The sequence below is a fragment of the Halococcus sp. PRR34 genome (genome assembly GCF_028617175.1).
Lineage (GTDB): Archaea > Halobacteriota > Halobacteria > Halobacteriales > Halococcaceae > Halococcus > Halococcus salifodinae.
Map to the genome: position 1 here is coordinate 512,508 of NZ_JAQJDA010000001.1, position 19,352 is coordinate 531,859.

General features: G+C 66.1%; 21 protein-coding genes. 10 read left to right on the forward strand and 11 right to left on the reverse strand.

From position 1 onward, the window contains the following. The 4 genes from PHA81_RS02670 (at position 1) to PHA81_RS02685 (ending at position 2,315) form a co-directional block, all read left to right on the forward strand. Positions 1-417, forward strand: coding sequence for a DUF5809 family protein (locus tag PHA81_RS02670; RefSeq protein ID WP_273834998.1), 417 nt, complete (start codon positions 1-3; stop codon positions 415-417). A 348-nt stretch (positions 418-765) separates the two neighbouring features. Then, positions 766-1,308 (forward strand): NUDIX hydrolase, encoded by a 543-nt coding sequence (locus PHA81_RS02675; protein WP_005045480.1) that lies wholly within the window; start codon positions 766-768, stop codon positions 1,306-1,308. Next, positions 1,305-1,862: an NUDIX hydrolase gene (locus PHA81_RS02680; RefSeq protein WP_005045479.1), complete on the forward strand. Its 558-nt coding sequence runs from the start codon at positions 1,305-1,307 to the stop codon at positions 1,860-1,862. Before PHA81_RS02675 ends, PHA81_RS02680 begins: the two co-directional genes overlap by 4 nt. A 69-nt stretch (positions 1,863-1,931) precedes the next feature. Continuing rightward, on the forward strand, positions 1,932-2,315 hold the full coding sequence (locus PHA81_RS02685) for a rhodanese-like domain-containing protein (RefSeq protein WP_273834999.1): 384 nt from the start codon (positions 1,932-1,934) through the stop codon (positions 2,313-2,315). A gap of 15 nt (positions 2,316-2,330) precedes the next feature. Here PHA81_RS02685 and PHA81_RS02690 read toward each other — a convergent pair whose 3' ends face one another. The 5 genes from PHA81_RS02690 to PHA81_RS02710 form a co-directional block, all read right to left on the reverse strand. Then, positions 2,331-2,705: a hypothetical protein gene (locus tag PHA81_RS02690; RefSeq protein WP_005045477.1), complete on the reverse strand. Its 375-nt coding sequence runs from the start codon at positions 2,703-2,705 to the stop codon at positions 2,331-2,333. Positions 2,706-3,104: 399 nt separating this feature from the next. Next, positions 3,105-3,398 carry a stress response translation initiation inhibitor YciH gene (gene yciH, locus PHA81_RS02695; RefSeq protein ID WP_005045476.1) on the reverse strand — a complete coding sequence of 98 codons (294 nt, stop codon included), beginning with the start codon at positions 3,396-3,398 and terminating at the stop codon, positions 3,105-3,107. Between the two features lie 73 nt (positions 3,399-3,471). Then, positions 3,472-5,736, reverse strand: coding sequence for a transglutaminaseTgpA domain-containing protein (locus tag PHA81_RS02700; RefSeq protein ID WP_273835001.1), 2,265 nt, complete (start codon positions 5,734-5,736; stop codon positions 3,472-3,474). After that, a complete protein-coding gene (locus PHA81_RS02705) occupies positions 5,733-6,716 on the reverse strand; it encodes a DUF58 domain-containing protein (protein ID WP_273835003.1) in 984 nt (327 codons plus the stop codon). The genes PHA81_RS02700 and PHA81_RS02705 overlap by 4 nt, the downstream gene beginning before the upstream one ends. Then, a complete protein-coding gene (locus PHA81_RS02710; protein WP_273835005.1) occupies positions 6,713-7,705 on the reverse strand; it encodes an AAA family ATPase in 993 nt (330 codons plus the stop codon). Before PHA81_RS02710 ends, PHA81_RS02705 begins: the two co-directional genes overlap by 4 nt. A 243-nt stretch (positions 7,706-7,948) precedes the next feature. Here PHA81_RS02710 and PHA81_RS02715 point away from each other — a divergent pair, with 243 nt between their 5' ends. Then, positions 7,949-8,467 (forward strand): DUF5797 family protein, encoded by a 519-nt coding sequence (locus tag PHA81_RS02715; RefSeq protein ID WP_273835006.1) that lies wholly within the window; start codon positions 7,949-7,951, stop codon positions 8,465-8,467. Here PHA81_RS02715 and PHA81_RS02720 read toward each other — a convergent pair whose 3' ends face one another. Continuing rightward, the gene (locus PHA81_RS02720) at positions 8,468-9,547 is read right to left on the reverse strand and encodes a DUF5787 family protein (protein WP_273835009.1); all 1,080 of its coding nucleotides are present in this window, start codon (positions 9,545-9,547) and stop codon (positions 8,468-8,470) included. Between the two features lie 299 nt (positions 9,548-9,846). Further along, a complete protein-coding gene (locus PHA81_RS02725; RefSeq protein WP_273835011.1) occupies positions 9,847-10,272 on the reverse strand; it encodes a bis(5'-nucleosyl)-tetraphosphatase in 426 nt (141 codons plus the stop codon). Between the two features lie 159 nt (positions 10,273-10,431). On the opposite strand from PHA81_RS02725, the gene PHA81_RS02730 reads away from it, so the two are divergent. Then, positions 10,432-10,758 (forward strand): uS10/mL48 family ribosomal protein, encoded by a 327-nt coding sequence (locus PHA81_RS02730; RefSeq protein WP_273835013.1) that lies wholly within the window; start codon positions 10,432-10,434, stop codon positions 10,756-10,758. 34 nt (positions 10,759-10,792) lie between these two features. On the opposite strand, the gene PHA81_RS02735 is transcribed toward PHA81_RS02730, so the two are convergent. Next, positions 10,793-11,002, reverse strand: coding sequence for a hypothetical protein (locus PHA81_RS02735; RefSeq protein ID WP_273835016.1), 210 nt, complete (start codon positions 11,000-11,002; stop codon positions 10,793-10,795). Positions 11,003-11,344: 342 nt separating this feature from the next. Between PHA81_RS02735 and PHA81_RS02740 the strand changes: the two genes are divergently transcribed. After that, on the forward strand, positions 11,345-12,622 hold the full coding sequence (locus PHA81_RS02740; protein WP_273835017.1) for an amidohydrolase: 1,278 nt from the start codon (positions 11,345-11,347) through the stop codon (positions 12,620-12,622). Between the two features lie 124 nt (positions 12,623-12,746). Beyond that, positions 12,747-13,127 carry a hypothetical protein gene (locus tag PHA81_RS02745; protein ID WP_273835019.1) on the forward strand — a complete coding sequence of 127 codons (381 nt, stop codon included), beginning with the start codon at positions 12,747-12,749 and terminating at the stop codon, positions 13,125-13,127. A 340-nt stretch (positions 13,128-13,467) separates the two neighbouring features. Here PHA81_RS02745 and PHA81_RS02750 read toward each other — a convergent pair whose 3' ends face one another. Then, the gene (locus tag PHA81_RS02750; RefSeq protein WP_005045463.1) at positions 13,468-15,693 is read right to left on the reverse strand and encodes a CDC48 family AAA ATPase; all 2,226 of its coding nucleotides are present in this window, start codon (positions 15,691-15,693) and stop codon (positions 13,468-13,470) included. A gap of 137 nt (positions 15,694-15,830) precedes the next feature. Here PHA81_RS02750 and larC point away from each other — a divergent pair, with 137 nt between their 5' ends. Further along, entirely contained in the window at positions 15,831-17,150 is a 1,320-nt protein-coding gene (larC, locus tag PHA81_RS02755; protein WP_273835023.1) for a nickel pincer cofactor biosynthesis protein LarC, read from the forward strand. Then, on the forward strand, positions 17,147-17,974 hold the full coding sequence (locus PHA81_RS02760) for a sugar nucleotide-binding protein (RefSeq protein WP_273835024.1): 828 nt from the start codon (positions 17,147-17,149) through the stop codon (positions 17,972-17,974). Before larC ends, PHA81_RS02760 begins: the two co-directional genes overlap by 4 nt. A gap of 6 nt (positions 17,975-17,980) precedes the next feature. Here the strand turns inward: PHA81_RS02760 and PHA81_RS02765 are convergent, their stop codons facing one another. Beyond that, positions 17,981-18,592 carry an NUDIX hydrolase N-terminal domain-containing protein gene (locus tag PHA81_RS02765; protein WP_273835026.1) on the reverse strand — a complete coding sequence of 204 codons (612 nt, stop codon included), beginning with the start codon at positions 18,590-18,592 and terminating at the stop codon, positions 17,981-17,983. Then, positions 18,589-19,320, reverse strand: coding sequence for a hypothetical protein (locus PHA81_RS02770; protein ID WP_273835027.1), 732 nt, complete (start codon positions 19,318-19,320; stop codon positions 18,589-18,591). The genes PHA81_RS02765 and PHA81_RS02770 overlap by 4 nt, the downstream gene beginning before the upstream one ends. Between the last annotated feature and the right edge of the window lie 32 nt (positions 19,321-19,352).

Genomic DNA, 19,352 nt, shown 5'->3' on the forward strand with positions numbered 1-19,352 from the left:
ATGCACACCGAGGGGCGGTTTGCGCCGGAAACGGCCACGGAAGCGAGAGAGCGGTTCGACGCGCTCGGGCCGACCGCTCAAACGGTGGTCCGGGAGGTGGCGACCGCGATGGAGTTCCCAAAGGACGAATACGACGAGCGGGTGACGGGCGAGGTGGTAGAGCGCGCGCGGAACGCGCTGTTCGCCACGTCGCTCGAAGTCCACGTCGGCTCGCGCGAGGAGTTCGATGCGTGGCGAGAGGACCATCCCGACTACGAGGCGACGGTCGCCGGCAACGAGAACGTCGACCGCGTGGCGTGGCACGCCGCCCCGTTCGCCGACCGCGCCGTGGCCGCAATGTTCGCCGACGAGGAACGCGCAGCGATCGAAACCCTCCGTAGACAGGCGTTCGGGCGGCTCTACCGTGATGAACTCTGAAGCACCAGGACGGAAACCGCCAGGTTCCGGGTGCGGTCGGCGCGCGGGAGCGCACGAAGTGCGCGACTCGCGCGCGAGGTCTGCACGAGCGGAGCGAGTGCAGGCTCGTCAGAGCGGAGCTCTGACGGTGGATGAGCGAACGAGCGAAACGAGTGAACGAATCGTTTGGGGAGGGTGTGGCCTGCGGTTCTCGTTTGCGACGTGATTCGCCTGGAGGAGTCAGTAATCATCACCGAGTACGACGAGTATACCGTTCAGACCCGTCCGTTCGAGAGTATACGGTCCGATTCGACACTCGCGCTGACCGGGAACGTCATCGTTTAGCGCCCCCCGAACGCAGGGTGGGCCATGAGCGAGCGCGCGGAGCACGATTGGCCGGTCGTCGAGTCCGTCGTAGAGTACGAAACCGGTTGGTACACCGGCGGGTACGATCTGGTCGAACAGCCCGACGGCAGTACGAAAAAATACTACTGGGCCGAACTCCCGCCGGCAGTGGTCGTGGTCGCACTCGCCGACGACGAGATCGTTTTCGTCGACCAGTACCGCCCCGCGATCGGCGAGCAGTGCCTCGAACTCCCTGCCGGAATCGTCGAGGACGGCGAATCCGCGAGCACGGCCGCCGCACGCGAACTCCGAGAGGAGACCGGGTTCGATCCTGCCGGCGTCTCGATCCTGGAGGAGTTCTGGGTCGCGACGGGCGTGCTCCGCCACCGCCGGGCGATCGCGTTCGCCGAGGGACTGACGCCCACCGAGCGCGACCTCGACGACAACGAGTTCCTCACTGTCACGTCGATCCCGGTCGACGAGGCGCTCGCGGTCGCGCGTGCGGAGCCAGCGAACGACGCCACGATCGAGGGGCTCCTGCTCGCCCGCGAGGACGGGCTGTTGTGACGACCGAGCCGTGGGAGCGATCCGACCCTGACTGGCCGGTCCACGAGGCCGTCGTCGCGTGGGAAACACCGTTTTTCGAGGCGGGCTACGATGTCGTCGAGCGACCCGACGGTCAGCAGGCGAATTACTACTGGCTGAACCCCTCGGACGCTGCGATCGTCCTCGCCGTCACGGACGACAATGAACTCGTTCTCGTCGAGCAGTACCGTCCGCGCCTCCGAACGCACACGATCGGACTCCCAGCAGGCGGGATCGAAGACGGCGAAGAGCCGGCCGCGGCCGCACGCCGCGAACTCCGCGAGGAGACGGGCTATCGTGTCGGTGAAGTCTCGCACGTCGAGTCGTACGTCCCCTCCGGATGGACCCGCTACGTTCGCCACGTGTTTCTGGCCACGGGCCTCGAACCGGGGACGCCGGAACCCGACGATGGCGAGGTCATCGAGACCACGACCGCCCCGGTCGATGAGGTCCTCGACGTCATTCGTTCACGCGATGCCGTCAACGGACTCGCGCTCACGCCGCTTCTGCTCGCCCGCGAGGACGGGCTGCTCTAAGTCGACACGTCGAACCGATCTACCGGAGTCGCTGGGTGTTTAGGGCTCGCTGACCAATCACATGTATCGATGGATGAAGAAATCGCGCCCGACGAACTCGCCGGGCTTCTCGACGCCGACGAGTCGGTCGCAGTCGTCGACATCCGGACGGCGGCAGCGTTTTCACACGGTCATATCCCCGGCAGCGAAAACGTCCCCTTCGAGGAACTCCCGCAGCGAGTCGAGGAGTTCGGCGACGCCGACCGCATCGTGACGGTCTGCCCGCACGGCAAGGCGAGCCTCAAGGCCGCGTGGCTCTTCCAGTCCGCCGAAAGCACCGACGACGCCGCGATACAGAGCCTCGCTGGCGGCCTCGACGCATGGGACGGCGATCTCGAAGCGGCCGTCGACGATGGGACGGCAGCCAACGGCGCGCCGACTGCCGACGAAACGGCCACCGACGCCCCGTTTTAGTGGCAGTTGCCGATCTCACTCGTCGGAGCCTGGTAGCGGTCGAAGCACGCCGTACCAGAGCCGGTAGACAACTGCCCCAACGTTTCCCCCGAACAAGAAGCTGAGACGGCCACCCTCCGACAGGGAGAACAGCTTCGACATGAGTGTGGACTGAACACCCGAGAAAAGCGTCCGACGCCAGCGACTCGTTCGGATGGCTCCGAAGTCGTGATCGTAGGCCCAGTAGTACGCAGCCTGGTATCCCACCCCTGCAAGGAACCATTGGGGAACCAACGAGAGCGACTCGTCGTCGCCGGCAGCACGACGCCATCGGATGAATCGATATATGATCGGGAGGAGGAGTACGTTACTGAGGAAGGAGAGACGAGCCTTCGTTCGACGACTGAACATATCCTTCGTTCCGTTTCCGTGAACATAACTGTTCGGCTACACCCCACCGCCGCTGTCGTCACTCCGAAACGACAGTTGGTTGACGGTGGCGGTGCGGGCCTGGCGGATGAAGGGCGAGCGAACGGAGTGAGCGAGGGCTTCGGCGGCGCTGTGTTGTTGGAGAAAAGGCTAGTAGGTCTACCGCGAGCGCCCGTCAGGGCGCTCGCGGGTGTTTTTGGTCCAGATTTTTACGAGGGGTTGAGCGCCCGAAGGGCGCGAACTCGTTCGAGACGGCGAAGCCGTCTCGTGATGTCATCAGAACGCGAAGCGTTCTGATTGCAAGCAAGAAATCGAAGATTTCTTGCACTGACGAAAATCGCGTAGCGATTTTCGAACCACCCCGAAGTAAAAAGGTGGGTTCTAGGCGACGTTGTAACCCTTGTCGCGGAGGAAGTCCTCGACACGGCCGGTGTGGTTGCCTTGGAGTTCGATCGCGTCGTCCTCGATCGTGCCTCCGCAGGCGAACTTCGATTTGAGGTCCGAGGACAGACTGCTCATGTCCACGTCACGCGGATCGAACCCTTCGATGATCGTTACTTCCTTTCCGTAGCGGCGCTCGTCGATGCGGATCGTGATCTGCTGGGATTCTCTGGCCACGTCTTCGCAGACGCAGAGCTCCTCCGGCAGCCCGCACGTCGAGCAGACTTCCGACATTACACCGGTAACTACGGTGTCACCATATTAAATACTGTCGGGACCGCTCGCCGGCTGGCGCGGCCGTGAGCGGTTACGATCGCCGGAACCGACCCAGAACGGGTGTGCGCTCCCCGACGAGAGCACGGACCAGCTCGGCCGCCTCGTCGGCCTCGGCCTGGGTCGCCGAGCCGGCGTACCGGGCGTGCTCGAACAGCTCCCCGACGCGCGCTGCGCGGTCGTCCGCCCCCACGGCGGCGAGATACTCGCGTGGCGTCTCACCCGAACGCCGCGTCCGGTAGCGCTGTCCGAGCAGGTATTCGAGGCGTTCGAACGCGGCCTCGACCTCGGCGGTGGGCGAATCGTCGGGCAGGTAGCGCAGCCAGAGTTCGCGATAGGTCCGCTCGGCGGCGTCACTTCGACGGACGCCCGCGGCAAGTCCCGCGAGTGCGACCAGCCCGAACGCCCACTGTTCGCGCGTCGGCGAGGGGAGACTCGGTCCCGAGCCCGACGCGTTGGTGGGCGTGCCGTTCGCCGCCGAAGCGCCGCTTTGGGCCACCGGCGGCGGAGTTATCGTTCCGTTCACGGCAGCGGCCCCGTCCTCGGCGACGCCCTGTAGGCCTCGTTGTCCGTCAGCGGCGTCGGCAGCCTCGGAGTCGTTCTCTCCACCGATCGGCGTCGCGGTCGGCGTCGGAGTCCACTCGCCGTCGGCCGAGCCGCTGGTGTCGACATCGGTGGTGTTGTTGGCGCGCGCGTCTTCGAGGGAGGTGTCCTCGGTTGCGGTCCGTGGGCCACCGGGCGTGGGATCGAATCGAACCCAGCCCACGTCGGGGAAGTAGACCTCGACCCACGCGTGACTGTCGTAGCCTCGGACGACCCACTCGTCCTCGGCGACACGCTGACCCTCGGTGTAGCCCGTTACGAACCGTGCCGGGATGTCCTGACTACGGAGCATTGTGACCATCGTGGTCGCGAAGTACACGCAGTATCCCCGCTCCATCTCGAAAAGGAACGCGTCGCCGATGTTGCCGTCGGGCCGGCTGACGTTGAGCGAGTAGCCCTTCGTCCGTTCGAGCCACCGCTCGACGGTCCGTGCGGTGTCGTAGGGGTTGTCGGCGTTCGCCGTGATCCGGTCGGTCCGGCGTTCGACCCGATCGGGCGTGCTCCCCGGGAGGTTGGTGTACCGTTCCAGCAGGTCTTCGGAGTAGTTCTGCCCCGCCGTGCGGAGTTCGTCGGGCGTCGTGGTCGGTTGCTGGCTCACGACGGAGTAGCTGTCACCCGATTCGAACGCGTTTCCGGGCTGGAGGCCGTCGAGGTTGGTCACACTTGCGTCGTCGGCCGAATCACCCGAGACCTGGGTCGGTTTCCACGCCGCTGGCATCACGCCGATCGAGGTTTCGGCCGTGAACGTCTGCTCTACCGTCGTGGTGTTGCCCGGTGGGCCAGCGATCGAGCCATCGTAGGGCCGGGTGTCGCCGGTCCGAACCCAGCTCCCGCCGGTGTAGCGGTCGTAGGCCGCCGCACGCCAGTAGCTCCCCTCGCTGCTCTCGACGGTGAACCGTACTTCGGGTGAGAGCGAGATCGATCCCTGGATCCCGACCTGATCGTCGGCTGCCAGCAGGCTCCCCTCGACGGTGCTCGCGCCACCACTACCGCCGCCCGAGGGCACTAGCGGGTCGGACGCGCCGCCGGGGACGATGCTCACGAGCGGCGCGAGCACGATCATCGCGGCGAGGACGATCACGAGCACCTCGACGTGGCCCGATCGACCCTCGTAGCGTTCGAGTTCGCCGAATCCCACGACGCCTGCCGCCCCCGCAACGCCAGCGAGCACCACGAGGACGCCTGCATCGCCGGTCAGCACGAAGAAACCGAGCGCCGCACCGCCGACGACCGCCGCGGCGACGTACCGCCGCCGGAGCGCGAAGTACCACGTCAGGAAGACCGGTGCGGGCGCGAACCCCGCAGCCCAGATCCCCGCCTCCGTGATCTGGAGGATCGAGAGTCCGGTCAGGAGCGCGAGCACGTCGGCGCGCACCGCGCCGAGCGACCGGAGCAGGAGTTCACCGTTCGGTACCGCGAGGACGTAGCTCCAGAGACCGACCGCGAACAGCGCCGCCGCGATCACGAGCGCCAGCACGGCCGGCAGGAAGCGCGCGAGCAGCGTCGCCGCGACGAACCCCGCGACCACGAACAGCACGAGTCGGTCGCTCCCGCCGGCCACGTCGGTCACGTGAAAACAGACGGTCAGAAACGAGGCGATGAGCAGCCCCGCCGCACCAAGCGCGAGTCCGCGCCGCGCGCCACCGGCAAACCACGACGATCGATCCGTCAGCGTGGATCGGGCAGTCGTGCTCACGATCGACGCCCCCCGTCGGCGGCCGCGGGCGTCGGCCGCCCGCCGGTCAGTCGGTCGAACGGCGTCTCGCGATCCGCGACGGTCACGTGGGTACCGCCCGCGTCAGCGAGTACGTGGATGTCGGCATCGTTCGCCTCGACCCGACCCGGTCCGGCACGGGCGAGCGTGCGCAACACCCGCTCGCGCTGTGGGTCGCCGCCCGCCTGCTCGATCCGGCCACCGGGGTACACCAGCTCGACCGCGAAGCCGGCGTCGAGGAGGTGGGTGACGATGCTGGCCGCCGCCGCCGCCATCGCGTCGTCGTAGCCGGCCACCGCCTCGGCGGCGACGGTGACCTCGCTCGCATCGGCCGCGCTGTCGAACTCCATCACCACGAGATCGTCGCGCTTCGCGCTCGACTTCCAGTGGACATCCCGAAGACTGTCGCCCGGGACGTACTCTCGGAGTTCGTCGAACGCCTCGCGGTCGTCGAACGGGTCGTGACCGCCGAACGCCTCATTCATGCCAGCGAGCCGGTAACACTCGGGGTAGACGAGCACCGGCGTCCGTCTGGCGTACGTGAACTCCCTCGTGAACAGCCCGAGAACGTCCGTCGCCGTGAGTGTGAGCGGTCCCAATCGGTGTTCGCCACGCTCCGCCAGTTCGATGTCGTATTCGAGGGTTGCCGGCAGGGCGCGCCTCGTGGGCGAGAAATCGGTCCCGAGATCGTCGTCGATCGTTTCGTCGATCCGTGCAGTCAGCGCGTCGTCGGCATCGATCTCGATCTCGATGGTTCGGGATTCGCCGGGAAACCCCGCCGTCGGCTGGTGTCGATCGATCGTCGGCCGGTCGGCAAGGCGGAGCTGGACCGCGCCGGCAGCGAGCGCGACCACTCCGGGGACCACGACCGCGTTGAGCGAGCGCGCGCCGAACGTCGCGGCGAGCCAGACCGCGAGCGCGCACACGCCAGCGAGCACGATCGCGCGGCGGGTCGGTCTCATTCGACTCGGACCGACGATAACGCCGCTCTGACTACGTCCGCACCGGTCCGATCGGTTCCCGACGCCGGTCGAATCCGATGCGCGAGCGTCACCGCGGCCTCATGCTGGATGTCGTCGGGGATCACGTACCCCCGACCGTCGAGCGCGGCCCGCGCCTGGGCCGCCCGCAGCAACGAAAGCGAACCCCGAGGACTGACGCCGAGTTCGGCTCGCTCGCGGGTGTGGTTGGCGAGCCGGGTGACGTACTGGCGGATCGGGGCCTCGACGGTGACTTCGCCGACCGTGGCGCGCGCACCGCGGAGCTGGTCGAGGCTGGCAACCGGTTCGAGGCGTTCGATCGGGTGGGTTCCCACAGTCCGATCGAGCATCGCCGACTCGGCATCGGGCTCGGGATACCCGAGTTCGAGGCGCTTCATGAACCGATCGACCTCGGCGACCGGGAGTTCGTAGGTGCGACCCCGTTCGATGGCGTTTTGCGTCGCGATCACAGTAAAGGGCTGGTCGAGAACGTGGGTGGTGCCATCGACGGTGACCTGGGTCTCCTCCATCGCTTCGAGGAGCGCGCTCTGGGTTTTCGGTGGCGCACGGTTGATCTCGTCGCCGAGCACGACGTTGGCGAAGATCGGGCCGGGCCGGAAGTCGAACTCCCTGGTCTTCTGGTTGAAGACGTTAGTGCCGGTGACGTCGGAGGGAAGCAAGTCGGGCGTGAACTGCACACGTGAAAAGGAACTCTCGAACGAACGTGCGATCGCGCGCGCGAGCATCGTCTTGCCGACGCCGGGGACGTCCTCCAGCAGGACGTGGCCGCGGCCGAGCATTGCGGTCACGATGTGCTCGATCGTGTCGTGGCTGCCGACGATCACCTGCTCGGTGTTCTGGATGACGGTTCGTGCGAGGTCGCCGACCTCGTCGATCGACAGTTGGCGTGGGGTTTCTGGACGGGTCGTCTCGACTCGGCCGGGCTCTGTGTCGGTGTTCGCATCCGTCATGGATTGTAGGCTGGCGTGGTCGGCGGGCCGACGACCGAAATCACCCGTCGACCCGTCCTCTCGGCTGGTTCTGGGGCCGAACGCTTGTAACCTTACTGTTCGCATGTGATAGTCACACACCCGCGACGACGGCAAATCCACTCGCGGTCGCCGAACATCGCGGGTTCGACCGACGAGAATTCCGACTCGCGTTCCGGCGGAGTCCGGAAAGCGGATATAGCAGGTTCGTCTACCCCACGTTCGATGGGGCTCTCCGACGAGGCGACGGCGCGTCTCGAAGACGTGGTCGCACTCCAGCCGACGAAGAACGCCGAGCTCGCCGAGCGGTGGGATATGGACGGCGGTAGCGAGGTCCACCAGTATCTCGAAAACGAGCTCGCCGATCACTACTACCGCGACGAGAACAGCCTGATCCGTGCGACCGCCGACGCCGCAGCGCTGGTCGGCGAAGAACCCGACGAGGACGGCCCGCGAACCGTTCGCGTTCCCGCTCTCCAACAGCGAGCGTTCGCGGTCGTCGCCGACCACGACGAGCGAGCAGAAAGCGTGGTCTCGGTGCTTCACAAGCTCCGCGACGCCGATACAGCCGACGTGGAGGGAGCGGAAGATTCGACCGACGACCTCACTGCCGACGACGTGCGCTCGGCGCTCCGCGGCCTCGAACGTCGAGGCGTCGTCGAGGTGGTTCGGCGGACGGTACCGACCTTCCGGCTCGCCGTCGAGCGCGACGCGGTCTCAGTCGAACCGATCGACGAGGAGTGATCACTCCGGCGGGTCGGGTCGTCGTCGTCGCTCGCGTCGTTGCGTCAGCAGTCGCTTGACGGCGCTGCCAGGCCCACCCTCGATCGGCCAGCCCGCAGAGCGCCAGTTCGGGGGTTCGGGCTCGAACTGCGGACAGGAGCCTGCACACTCGGCCGCGGTCTGTCGGCGCTCCTTCGCCGCACACCACGGCAGCACGTCCCGACCCTCGCCGCGCGCGTCGCGACGCAGTTCGAAATGGCGGCAGTCGGGCCGCATCGTGTCGACGTACGACCGCCACCCGCGCTCGTAGGCGCGCTCGGCGATCGCGAGCCGTTTTTCCTCCTTCCAGTCGGGGCTCGCGTACTCGAAGCGCGCGGCCGACCGATCGTGGGTCCCACCCGTCGGCCGCTCCGTGATCCGCGTCCCCGGCTCGCCGACCGCGAGCGTTCGGGGATGCCACGCGACGCTCGCGCCGTGGTTCCCATCTGAACCCCCACCCAGAACCAGCACGCCCGCCTCCACGGGGAAATCTTCGAGCAGGACAGGTTCGATAGAACTGTCGGTCGCGGCGGTGGCGACCCAAACCTCGTCGGCGAGGCCGAGTGCGACGTCGTGTTCGATCTGGCCCGCGAGGGCGCGCGCGGCGCTCGCCGTGAGGTCGGGTTTGTTCTCGATCGCGATCACGCGCTCGATCCAGTCGGGGTAGACCCACTCTCGCCGGAGTTCGATCCGGTTGCTTCGCTGCCTGGTCTCGACGATCCCGCGATCGGCCGCGCGGTGGACCGCCTCGCGGACATACCGCCACGGGTAGTCGGGCTCGGGAAGCGCGTCACGATACCACGCCCACTCGACGGGTGCGTTTCGAACGACGCCCAAGAGATCGGAATCGAGCCGCTTGGAACCGAACCTGGCGCGTGCCGCGAGCGCATCGGTGTCAGCCTCGACGATCACGGTGTCCCATCGTCGGTGTTTCGTGCCGAGCTGGCGCGCGACGATCGACGTGGTGTCGGGGTCGCGCGCGCCGCCTGGCGGCCAGTTGCGCTCGGCCCAGCCACACACCCGGAGTTCGAACTCGAACTCGCTCTCGGCGCTCTGCGTCACTGCCGACGTTCCGTCGTGTGGTGACTAAGCCGTTCGGTTCCTGCGATCCATCACCATCCGGTCACCCCGTTTCGCGTTGATTCACCGATCTTGTGATCCGACGATGGAATTCGGCGTTTCGGGGACTGATCCCGTCACAAATGAAAACCGCAGCCACACGCCTCCCCAACCGACTCCTTCACTTCGTTCAGTCATCCCTCGCGCGAGTCACACGCCTTCGGCGTGCTCCCGCGCGCCACTGCTACTGCACTGCAACTGCACCGCCGCCGCTGCGGTTCTCCGATCGACGGGCCGGGCGGTCAGTATCCCTCGTCGTCGAGGAAGCGGTGAGCCTCCCGGAAGATGTCGCGCGGGCCATCCTGAGTGATGGTGTTGATGGCCTGGTCGTAGTCGCGCCACTGGTGATCTCGGTGTTCGTGGGAGAGCTCGGCGCTCGCCTCGTCGGATTCGGCGATGAACAGGTGGACGGTTTTGTGGATCGTCTCGCCGCCCGCCTGGAACACGTAGTTGTACTCGCGGCGAAAGCCGTTGAGGAGGCGGAAATCGGTGATGCCGGCCTCCTCGCCGACCTCGCGGATCGCGGTCTGTTGGAGTTCTTCGCTCCCTTCGACGCCGCCTTTGGGGAACTCCCAGTCCCCGGGGCGGCTCTTGAGGAGCAGGTACTCGCGGCGGCCTCTCGTGTCACGGAAGAGGATAGCCCCCGCGCTCGTCGCTTCGACTGCCATTGCGTGCTGTACACGGTCGGCGTTTAATTGGTTGCTGCTTCGGCACGCCGATGGAATCCTGCGGTGCTTTTCTGCGGGGTGTGCCGATCGGCCGGGAAGGGTCGAACAGGAACTGTAGGTTTTTACCCGCGGACTGGCGAGTGACGAGACACGATTACCATGCCCTTCGTCACGAAACTCAGACTCACGAGCGGCGACCGAGGCGCGCTCGATCGGGAGATCGCCGATATCAAGACGGCCGCCGCGCGCAAGGGCGTGGAGTTCAACGGGCCCCATCCCGACCCACTCGCCGAGCGTCGCGTCCCCCAGTCGAAACACCTCTCAGCCCGCGGTGGCCGCTTCGAGGACTGGACCTACACCGTCTACGCCCGCTCGATCGAGATCGTCGGTCACGACGAGTTCGCCCGATCGGTCGCGGACGGGTTCCCCGTCGGGATCCACGCCGAAGTCGAGATCGAACGGATCCGGTCGGCGAATTCGAGCTGACGAACGCGACGAGCAGGCGGTGGAAAATCACAGTTCAGGGAATGTCGTGCTCGCGAAAGTAGAGCAGTCCGGCGATCGCCGCGAGGACCGTCCACACGAGCAAAACGACCGCGGCGAACCAGTGGGAGGTCACGATCGAGTTCACCGCCGTCTCGCCCGCCGAGTAGGAACTAAACCGTCCGCCAGGCGTCGAGATGAGCGGATGGCCGTTCTCGAACTCCGCGAACAGCGTCGTGAGCTTCACGTAGGCATTGATGGGGTTCGACCGACCCAGAAGAACCACTCCGGGCGGGGTACGGCTCCTCCAGCCCCTGAAGTCCGAGATGCTGGATCGCGGGCCGTCCGACTCGAAAGACGACGAACGCCACGATCACCACTGACCGGCGGCGGTCACGTCACCGTACTGCTTGGTGAAGTTGTCCATCTCGATGGCTGACATCGGGGTTGTCAGTGCGGCGATGGGTACGAGTACAAGTCTTCTCCAACTTCGAACGGGGTTGGAGTGGCTCCGGTCGCCTCGGGACCAAAAGCAGGTTATCACTGCTCCCACCCCACAGTATAACCTTCCGGCCCGTGAGCGCCCACCATGCAGCAACAGCGACACGACGACCTGATCCAGCTGCGACGCGATCTCCACCGCCACCCCGAGCCTGCGTGGCGCGAGTTCTACACCACCTCACGGATCGTCGAGGAGTGCGAACGGATCGGTGTCGACGAACTTCTCGTCGGGCCGGAAGTACTCGCCGACGGCGAGCGGAACGCGGTCCCGGACGACGACGAATTCCGGCGCTGGCACGACCGCGCCCGCGAGGTCGGCGCGCGCGAGGACGTCCTCGAACGAACCGAGGGAGGTTACACCGGAGCTATCGCCGTCCTCGAACGGGGTGAGGGACCCACCGTGGGGCTCCGGGTCGATATCGACGGGCTGCTCCGCGAGGAGGCCACCGACGACGACCACGCGCCGGTGCGGGAGGGGTTCCGTTCCGAGACGGAGGGGATGCACGCCTGCGGGCACGACGCCCACGCGACCATCGGGATCGGAGTGCTCGAAGCGGTGGCGGAAAGCGACTTCGAGGGCACGTTCAAGCTGTTCTTCCAGCCGGGCGAGGAGATGGTCGCGGGCGGCAAGCCGATGGCGAAAAGCGGGCACCTCGACGACGTCGACGCTCTGCTCGCCGTTCACGTCGGACTCGACCACCCCACTGGCGAGGTCGTCGCGGGCGTCGGTGGCTTCCTCGCAGTGCATCACTTTCGGGCCGATTTCGCCGGCACGCCCGCCCACGCCGGTGGCAAGCCGAACGCAGGCGAGAACGCGGTTCAGGCGATGGCCACCACGATCCAGAATCTCTACGCGATCCCGCGTCACGAAGACGGTCCCACACGCGTCAACGCCGGGATGGTCGGCGGCGGCACCGCGACCAACATCATCCCCGAAGCGGCGTTCATCGAGGGCGAGGTCCGGGGCGAGACCACCGAGCTGATGGAGTACACCCGCGAGCGCGCCGAGCGCGTGCTCGACAGCGCCGCCGCGATGCACGGCTGTTCGGTCGATCTCTCGACGGTAGGCGAGGCCCCGAGCGCGACGAGCGATCAGGCACTCGTCGACGTCGTGTTCGACGCGGCGACCCGGAACGACGCTGTCGACACGCCGACCGAGCGCGACGATCTCGGCGGGAGCGAGGACGCGACCTATCTGATGCAGCGCGTTCAAGAGAACGGTGGCCACGCGGCCTACGTCGGCGTCGGCACCGACCATCCCGGTGGGCATCACACCGCGACGTTCGACGTCGACGAGGCGTCGATCGCGATCGGTGTCGACGTGCTCACCGACTCAATACAGGGGATCGCCGAGCAGAAGTCGTAGACGGACCGAATCCGCGATTTCGACTGAAGGGCAGTAACGATGCTGTGGCAGTGACCGCTGTTTGGTCGATATTCCTCTTCAGTTCTGTACCAAATATTATTACGTAGGGATGTTTGGTGTCAATATGGAGCATCGCGTCGATCGAAAAATCGTCGGCATGGGGGCAATGATCGCAGTCACGTCCATCGGTCTCGGTCTCATGATGGGGGCGACGATCGGGTTCTCGGCCGAATACTGGTGGGTCGGCGTTACCGTCGCCATCGCGACAGGCGTCCTGAGCGCGGCAGCGGAGCGCAGTCGTGCCGGCCTGTGGATAGCGACTGTCGTGGCTCTCGTCGGCATCGCCGCGCTCGGCGTGGTAGGAGCCAGCAACGCGTTCGTCCCCGGTGTCATCGCGATCGTGATGGTCGGTCTCGGTGTTGGTACCGCCTGTAATCGTTTCGTCTTCGGCGTCCTTCGGCCAACACCGGAGGTGTATCGTGACCGTATGCGGTCTACCCGGTAGCGCTGTCCTCGTGAGTGACGGTGCAGTCCTGGCGTCTCGACGAACGAACTGAGTCGAGGCTCAAGAGAGCGAAGCTCTCCTGGCGTCTCGTGTGAGTGAAACGAGCACGAGGCTTGTCGGAGATTTCTCAGACAGCGGCTGAAGGGCGAGGCGTACGAACGCTGGAGCACGCGCTGTGCGTGGTTCGAAAAGGGTCCGCTTTCTCGTCACCACGAAAGGTACGAAGCGCCTTTCGAACGACTCCGAGCTTTCGTTCGCAAGAACACCGAGAAGGAGCCGCGGTTTCAGTGAAGGTTTTGCGAGGGAGCGCCTCGTCAGGAGCGCGACCGTCGCAAAAAGTTCATCGGAAGCCGATCCGGCTGCCGCCCCGATCCTGGGCGGTGTCGGCCCCACCACCCTTGAACTCGTCTTCCATCCGGTCGTAGTAGTCGAGGATGTCCTCGGTGATCGTTGGCCGGACCGATTCGAGCGCCGCCCGGAAGTGTCGCATCGCCACGGTCTCGGCCTCTGGATCGTCACGAAGCGCGTGGATCGCGGCCTCGCGCGCGATGGATTCGAGATCCGATCCGACGTAGCCATCGGTGATCTCGGCCATCTCTCGCAGGCTCACGTCCGCCGTGAGCGGCGTATCGTCGGTGTGGATCCCGAGGATTTGCTCGCGGCCCTCGACGTCGGGCTGGCCAACCATCACGAGCCGGTCGAACCGGCCCGACCGGATCAGCGCGGGATCGATCATGTCCGGTCGGTTGGTCGCGCCGATCACCATCACGTTCTTCATGTCCTCTAGCCCGTCGAGCTCCGTGAGGAGCTGATTGACTACTCGCTCCGAAACGTTGGAGCCGACGTCGCCACCCCGACTCGGTGCCAAACTATCGAGTTCGTCGAAGAAGATTACTGTTGGTGAGACCTGCCGCGCCTTCCGGAACGTCTGGCGGATCGCTTTCTCCGACTCGCCGACCCACTTCGACAGCAACTGCGGGCCCCGCACCGAGATGAAGTTGGCGTTGGTCTCGTTCGCGACCGCCTTCGCCATCAGGGTCTTCCCGGTCCCGGGCGGCCCGTAGAGCAGCACCCCCGAGGGCGGTTCGATCCCCAGCCGGCTGAACCGCTCGGGGCTCGACAGCGGCCACTCCACGGCTTCTTTCACCTCACCTTTCGCGTCGTCGAGCCCGCCGACGTCGTCCCACGAGATCTTCGGGAGTTCGACGAGCACCTCCCGCATCGCACTCGGCGACACCTCGTTCAGGGCCCCGTCGAAGTCGTCGCGCTTGATGATCATCCGGTCGATCAGCGACGGCGGCACGTCCTCCTCGTCGAGGTCGATCTCGGGGAGATACCGCCGCAGCGCCTTCATCGCCGACTCCTTCGTGAGGCTCTCGATGTCGGCGCCGACGAACCCGTGGGTCTCGTCGGCGAGGTTCGCGAGATTGACGTCGTCGCTCAGCGGCATTCCGCGCGTGTGGATCTGGAGGATCTCTTCCCTCCCGCGCTCGTCGGGTACTCCAATTTCGATCTCACGGTCGAATCGACCGGGCCGTCGGAGCGCGGGATCGACCGAGTCGACGCGGTTGGTCGCGGCGATCACGATGACCTGACCTCGACTTTCGAGCCCGTCCATCATCGTCAGAAGCTGGGCGACGACGCGCCGCTCGACCTCGCCAGTGACGTCCTCGCGTTTCGGCGCGATCGAGTCGAGCTCGTCGATGAAGATGATCGCGGGCGACTCCTCGGTGGCGTCCTCGAAGATCTCCCGGAGCTGCTGTTCGGACTCGCCGTAGTACTTCGAGATGATCTCCGGGCCGGCGATCGAGAAGAAACTCGCCGAGGTCTCGTTCGCGACCGCCTTCGCGAGCAGCGTTTTTCCAGTGCCAGGCGGTCCGTGGAGCAACACCCCCTGTGGCGGCTCGATCCCGAGCTTCTGGAACACCTGGGGGTGTTTCATCGGGAGCTCGACCATCTCGCGCACCCGCTGGATCTCGCTGCCCAGTCCGCCGATGTCCTCGTAGGTGATTCCTCCACCCGTTTTCTCGAACCCCGAGATGGGTTCCTCGCGCAGTTCGACCTCGGTGTCCTCGGTGACGAGCGCCACGCCGTCGGGCTCGGTCTCGACCGCGATCAACGGGATCGCCTGGCCGGGCGAGCGCATGAACGGATGGTTCGTGCTCGACATGACGGGGACGATGTCGCGCTCGACTACCGGCCGCTTCAGGATCTGGCGCTTGACCATTCCGGCAGCATCGCTACCGAACTGGACGGAGGCCTCCTCGGGCGGTGCGAGCACCAGCTTGTCGGCCTTTCGCTCGTCGGCCTTTCGGATCTCGACGCGCTCGCCGATACCGATATCGGCGTTCTGGCGGGTGAAACCGTCGATGCGGACGGTGTCCGTGTTCCAGTCCTGACGGTCCGCACGCCAGACTTTCGCGGCGGTGGTGTCGCCGCCCTCGATCTCGATGATGTCGCCGGGTGAGAGTTTGAGATGCAGGAGGGTATCGGGATCTAACCGGGCGATGCCACGGCCCGAGTCGTTCGGGTACGCCTTCGCCACTTCCAGTTGGACTTCATTCATGACTGGACCACGGGGATACCTCGTACTCCGTCGCTGGCGGAGTTATGCCTTTTGCCTCCACCGCGAGCCGGTTCGAGAACGCCGGGAGGGGGACGAACGACCGGGTGCTTTTTCGCCCCAGCCGACCGCGTTTGGGTATGCGAACGCTGGCTTTCGACGGGCGAATGGGAGCGAGCGGCGACATGCTCTGCGGGGCGCTGCTCGCCGCCGGCGCGGATCCGGACGTGCTGACGCCGGTCGAGGATGCGCTCGACGTTCGGTACGCGACCGACGAGACGACGAAAAACGGCATTCGTGCGACCACGGTCGATGTACTGATCGATGGATCTGATAGCGACGATCAAGCGGCCGAGCCACACGACCACCACGATCACGGCGACGAAAACGACACCAGTGGCGGACACGCTCATGACCACGATCACGACCACAACCACGCGAACGGCCACGATCACACCCACGCGGAGGGAGCGGGTCCTTCGCGGAGCTACCCCGAGGTCGTCGACCTCGTCGAGTCGATGTCGCTCTCGTCTGGCGTCGAAGCCGACGCGCTCGCGATCTTCGAGGTCCTTGGCCGCGCTGAGGCGGCGGTCCACGGCACCGACCTCGACGATACGCACTTCCACGAGGTCGGCGCTGACGACGCCATCGCTGACGTCGTCGGCGCGTCGCTCCTGCTCGACGATCTCGACGTCGAGCGTGTCGTGACCACGCCGCTCGCGACCGGCGGCGGCGAAGTCACGATGAGCCACGGGACGTATCCAGTGCCGACCCCCGCGGTCGTCGAGGTCGCAGGACGCGCCGCGTGGTCGCTCCGAGGTGGCCCGGTCGAGACCGAACTCCTCACGCCGACGGGCGCGGCGATCCTCGCTCACGTCGCCGAGGGGGCAGAGCAACTCCCCACGCTTCAAGTCGATACATCGGGCTACGGTGCGGGCGATCACGACTTCCCCGAGCACCCGAACGTGCTCCGCGCGCTCGTCGGCGACGGCGAGGGCGAGCTGATCGAGGACGGGATTCGGGTGCTCGAAACGAACCTCGACGACGCCACGCCCGAGGTGCTCGGCGGCCTCCACGAGAGCCTGCGAGCAGCGGGCGCGCGCGACGTGTCGGTGGTGCCGACCACGATGAAGAAGTCCCGTCCGGGCCATCTCGTGAAGGTGATCGTCAAACCCGAGGACACCGAGCGGGTGGCCCGGCGGCTCGCGGTCGAGACGGGGACGCTGGGAGTGCGCGAGACCGGCGCGCGCCACCGCTGGATCGCTTCGCGCGAGTTCGAAACCGCCACGATCGAGATCGAGGGGGGCGAGTACGCGGTCGACGTGAAGATCGCGAGCGATGCCGCGGGCGAGGTGTACGACGTGAGCGCCGAGTACGACGACGCGGCTGCGGTCGCGGCCGAGGCGGACGTGGCGGTGCGGGAGGTCGTGCGTCAGGCAGAGGAGATCGTTCGGAAATGAGTGGAACGCTCGTGGTCGGCGGGAGCGGGTTCGTCGGTGGCGAAGTCGTTGCCGCGCTGGAACGGGGCGGTGAGCGTGTCGTCGCGACACACCACCGCCAGGCCGTTTCGCACGCCCCGATCGCGTTCGATTTCTGGACCGACGATCTCGCGCCGCTGCTCGACGACCACGACATCGGGACGGTGGTCTTCGCCGCGACGGTCGAACACGGTTACGACGAATCCATCGAAGCGTTCGAGCGGGCCGCCGCACGCATCCTCGACGACTGTAGGGACCAACGGTTCATCTACGTGTCCAGCGATTCCGTGTTCGAGGGAGTCGATGGCCGGTACGCCGAGAACGACGACCGACGGCCGACCACCGAGTACGGTCGTCGACTCGTTGCGTTCGAGGACGTGGTTCGACGCACTCACGGAGATTACTGTATCGTCCGACCGGGCTACGTGTTCGGCTTCTCGCGGGGCGAGCTCGATCCGCGCCTCGCCGATACTCGCGAGCGCCTCCAAGCGAACGTTCCGATCGAATACTTCGACGACATGTACAAGAGTCCGGTCGCGGTCTCAGAACTCGCGGCGGCGATCCGGACGCTCGCGGCCGACGACTACGTGGGCGTCGTTCACGCCGGCGGACCGCGAACGAGCGTCTATCGCTTCCACTGTGACGGCATGCAGGGCCTCGGGATTTCACCGGATTCCATCGTGTCGACGGTGATTCCCAGCGATATGGACGTGCCACCGGACCTCTCGCTCGTCGCCGAACGGCTCACGGACCTCACCGGAATCGAGCTATCTCCGGTTCGAGATGCGATCCGCTCCGACGAATGAGACGCGCTACTGCTTCTCGTTCATCTCGGACCACAGTTCGTATGCGTCGGTCGCCAGCTTTCGAGAGCCAGGATGCCAAACTGGAACGTCGTCGATGTCCCAGTATCGCACGTCCTCGGTTTCGTGTGACGGCTGGAGTCTCCCATCCGTTCGCTCGCAGAGATACTGAAGGTGAATGATCGAGTGCGGACTCGATTTGCCTGCTTCCCTGTGAGACACTCCGATCAGTTCGTCGACTCGTACGTCAACCCCGGCCTCTTCTTTGGTTTCGCGCACTGCGGCCTCGGCGGCCGATTCGTTCGGTTCGACTCCACCAGCTGGAAACCCCCATTTTCGGTTATCTGCGCGGTTCACCAGCAGTATCTTTCCGTCGTCGTTGAAAACAGCCGCCCCTGCGCCGACCTTCGCCGTAGCGTAGCCGAGTTCCTTCTCTAGTCGATCCTGGACCTCCGCCGGCGGCACGTCGATCGTCTTCCCGTAATACTCGCTCGCGAGTTCGAGGAGTCGTTCGTTTCGTTCCCGGTCGTAGGGGCTGTCGGCGTCCATCAGCCCGTTCTGTCCGATGGCTCGAAGTTCGTCGAGCAACGGTAGGATGTCTACGCTTTCGTCGTCGGTCATCGGTTCCGATGCTCCGCGAGCGCCTCCTCGATCGTCAGTTCGCCCGCCGCAACCTGTCGGGCGAGTCCCTCGTCGATCTCCCGGTTGCCCTCTGACTGCTCGCGCGAGCGCGCCTTGATCACGTCGAGTTCGCCGACGGTGGGTTCGACGGTGCGCTCCCTGATCCGATCGCCCGAGCGCCGCGCGATGTTGACGGCGGCGAGCACGTCGCCCATCCCGCGCGTGCCGGTCCCGAGGTAGGGCGTGGTCCCGGTCTCGTCGACCAGCTCGACGGGTGTATCGAGGTCGTCGATGAGCGCGGCCCCTTTGAGTCGTGCGCCGTCGCCGATCCGGACCACGGGATCGGTCGCTTCGTCGATCTCGGCGGCGATGACGCCCGCGGCGTCGGCGAGAGGGACGTGAAACGCCGCGACGACGCTTTCACCCGAGAGCACCGCGATCCCGGGGCGTTCGCCTGGATCGACGCCGATGATCGTTTGGCCGCCGTCGCGCAGCGTCGCGAGCGCTCTATCGACTGCCCGGCGCGGCTCCTCCGGATCTGCCTCGACGCGCTCGATGTCGGTATCCGTATCGAGTTCGAACTCGTCGTCCGAACTGGCGACGAGTACGCGCGCCCGCTCGGGGATCGCGTCGCCGGGTTCGACGGTAGTGAACTCGACCCCGCGCTCCCGGAGGTCGGTGACGACCCCGTGGTAGACCTCGAAATCCTCGGTGGCGACGACGATCACTCTCCGGTGTTCGCACCCGGCGCAATTAAACG

What these genes read in the sequence shown, in the direction of transcription:
- PHA81_RS02730 (WP_273835013.1), top strand. Translation starts at nt 10,432, where the DNA reads ATGCCCTTCGTCACGAAACTCAGACTCACGAGCGGCGACCGAGGCGCG.
- PHA81_RS02715 (WP_273835006.1), top strand. Translation starts at nt 7,949, where the DNA reads ATGGGGCTCTCCGACGAGGCGACGGCGCGTCTCGAAGACGTGGTCGCA.
- PHA81_RS02725 (WP_273835011.1), bottom strand. Translation starts at nt 10,272, where the DNA reads ATGGCAGTCGAAGCGACGAGCGCGGGGGCTATCCTCTTCCGTGACACG.
- PHA81_RS02685 (WP_273834999.1), top strand. Translation starts at nt 1,932, where the DNA reads ATGGATGAAGAAATCGCGCCCGACGAACTCGCCGGGCTTCTCGACGCC.
- PHA81_RS02705 (WP_273835003.1), bottom strand. Translation starts at nt 6,716, where the DNA reads ATGAGACCGACCCGCCGCGCGATCGTGCTCGCTGGCGTGTGCGCGCTC.
- PHA81_RS02750 (WP_005045463.1), bottom strand. Translation starts at nt 15,693, where the DNA reads ATGAATGAAGTCCAACTGGAAGTGGCGAAGGCGTACCCGAACGACTCG.
- yciH (WP_005045476.1), bottom strand. Translation starts at nt 3,398, where the DNA reads ATGTCGGAAGTCTGCTCGACGTGCGGGCTGCCGGAGGAGCTCTGCGTC.
- PHA81_RS02710 (WP_273835005.1), bottom strand. Translation starts at nt 7,705, where the DNA reads ATGACGGATGCGAACACCGACACAGAGCCCGGCCGAGTCGAGACGACC.
- PHA81_RS02670 (WP_273834998.1), top strand. Translation starts at nt 1, where the DNA reads ATGCACACCGAGGGGCGGTTTGCGCCGGAAACGGCCACGGAAGCGAGA.
- PHA81_RS02740 (WP_273835017.1), top strand. Translation starts at nt 11,345, where the DNA reads ATGCAGCAACAGCGACACGACGACCTGATCCAGCTGCGACGCGATCTC.
- PHA81_RS02745 (WP_273835019.1), top strand. Translation starts at nt 12,747, where the DNA reads ATGGAGCATCGCGTCGATCGAAAAATCGTCGGCATGGGGGCAATGATC.
- larC (WP_273835023.1), top strand. Translation starts at nt 15,831, where the DNA reads ATGCGAACGCTGGCTTTCGACGGGCGAATGGGAGCGAGCGGCGACATG.
- PHA81_RS02675 (WP_005045480.1), top strand. Translation starts at nt 766, where the DNA reads ATGAGCGAGCGCGCGGAGCACGATTGGCCGGTCGTCGAGTCCGTCGTA.
- PHA81_RS02690 (WP_005045477.1), bottom strand. Translation starts at nt 2,705, where the DNA reads ATGTTCAGTCGTCGAACGAAGGCTCGTCTCTCCTTCCTCAGTAACGTA.
- PHA81_RS02760 (WP_273835024.1), top strand. Translation starts at nt 17,147, where the DNA reads ATGAGTGGAACGCTCGTGGTCGGCGGGAGCGGGTTCGTCGGTGGCGAA.
- PHA81_RS02765 (WP_273835026.1), bottom strand. Translation starts at nt 18,592, where the DNA reads ATGACCGACGACGAAAGCGTAGACATCCTACCGTTGCTCGACGAACTT.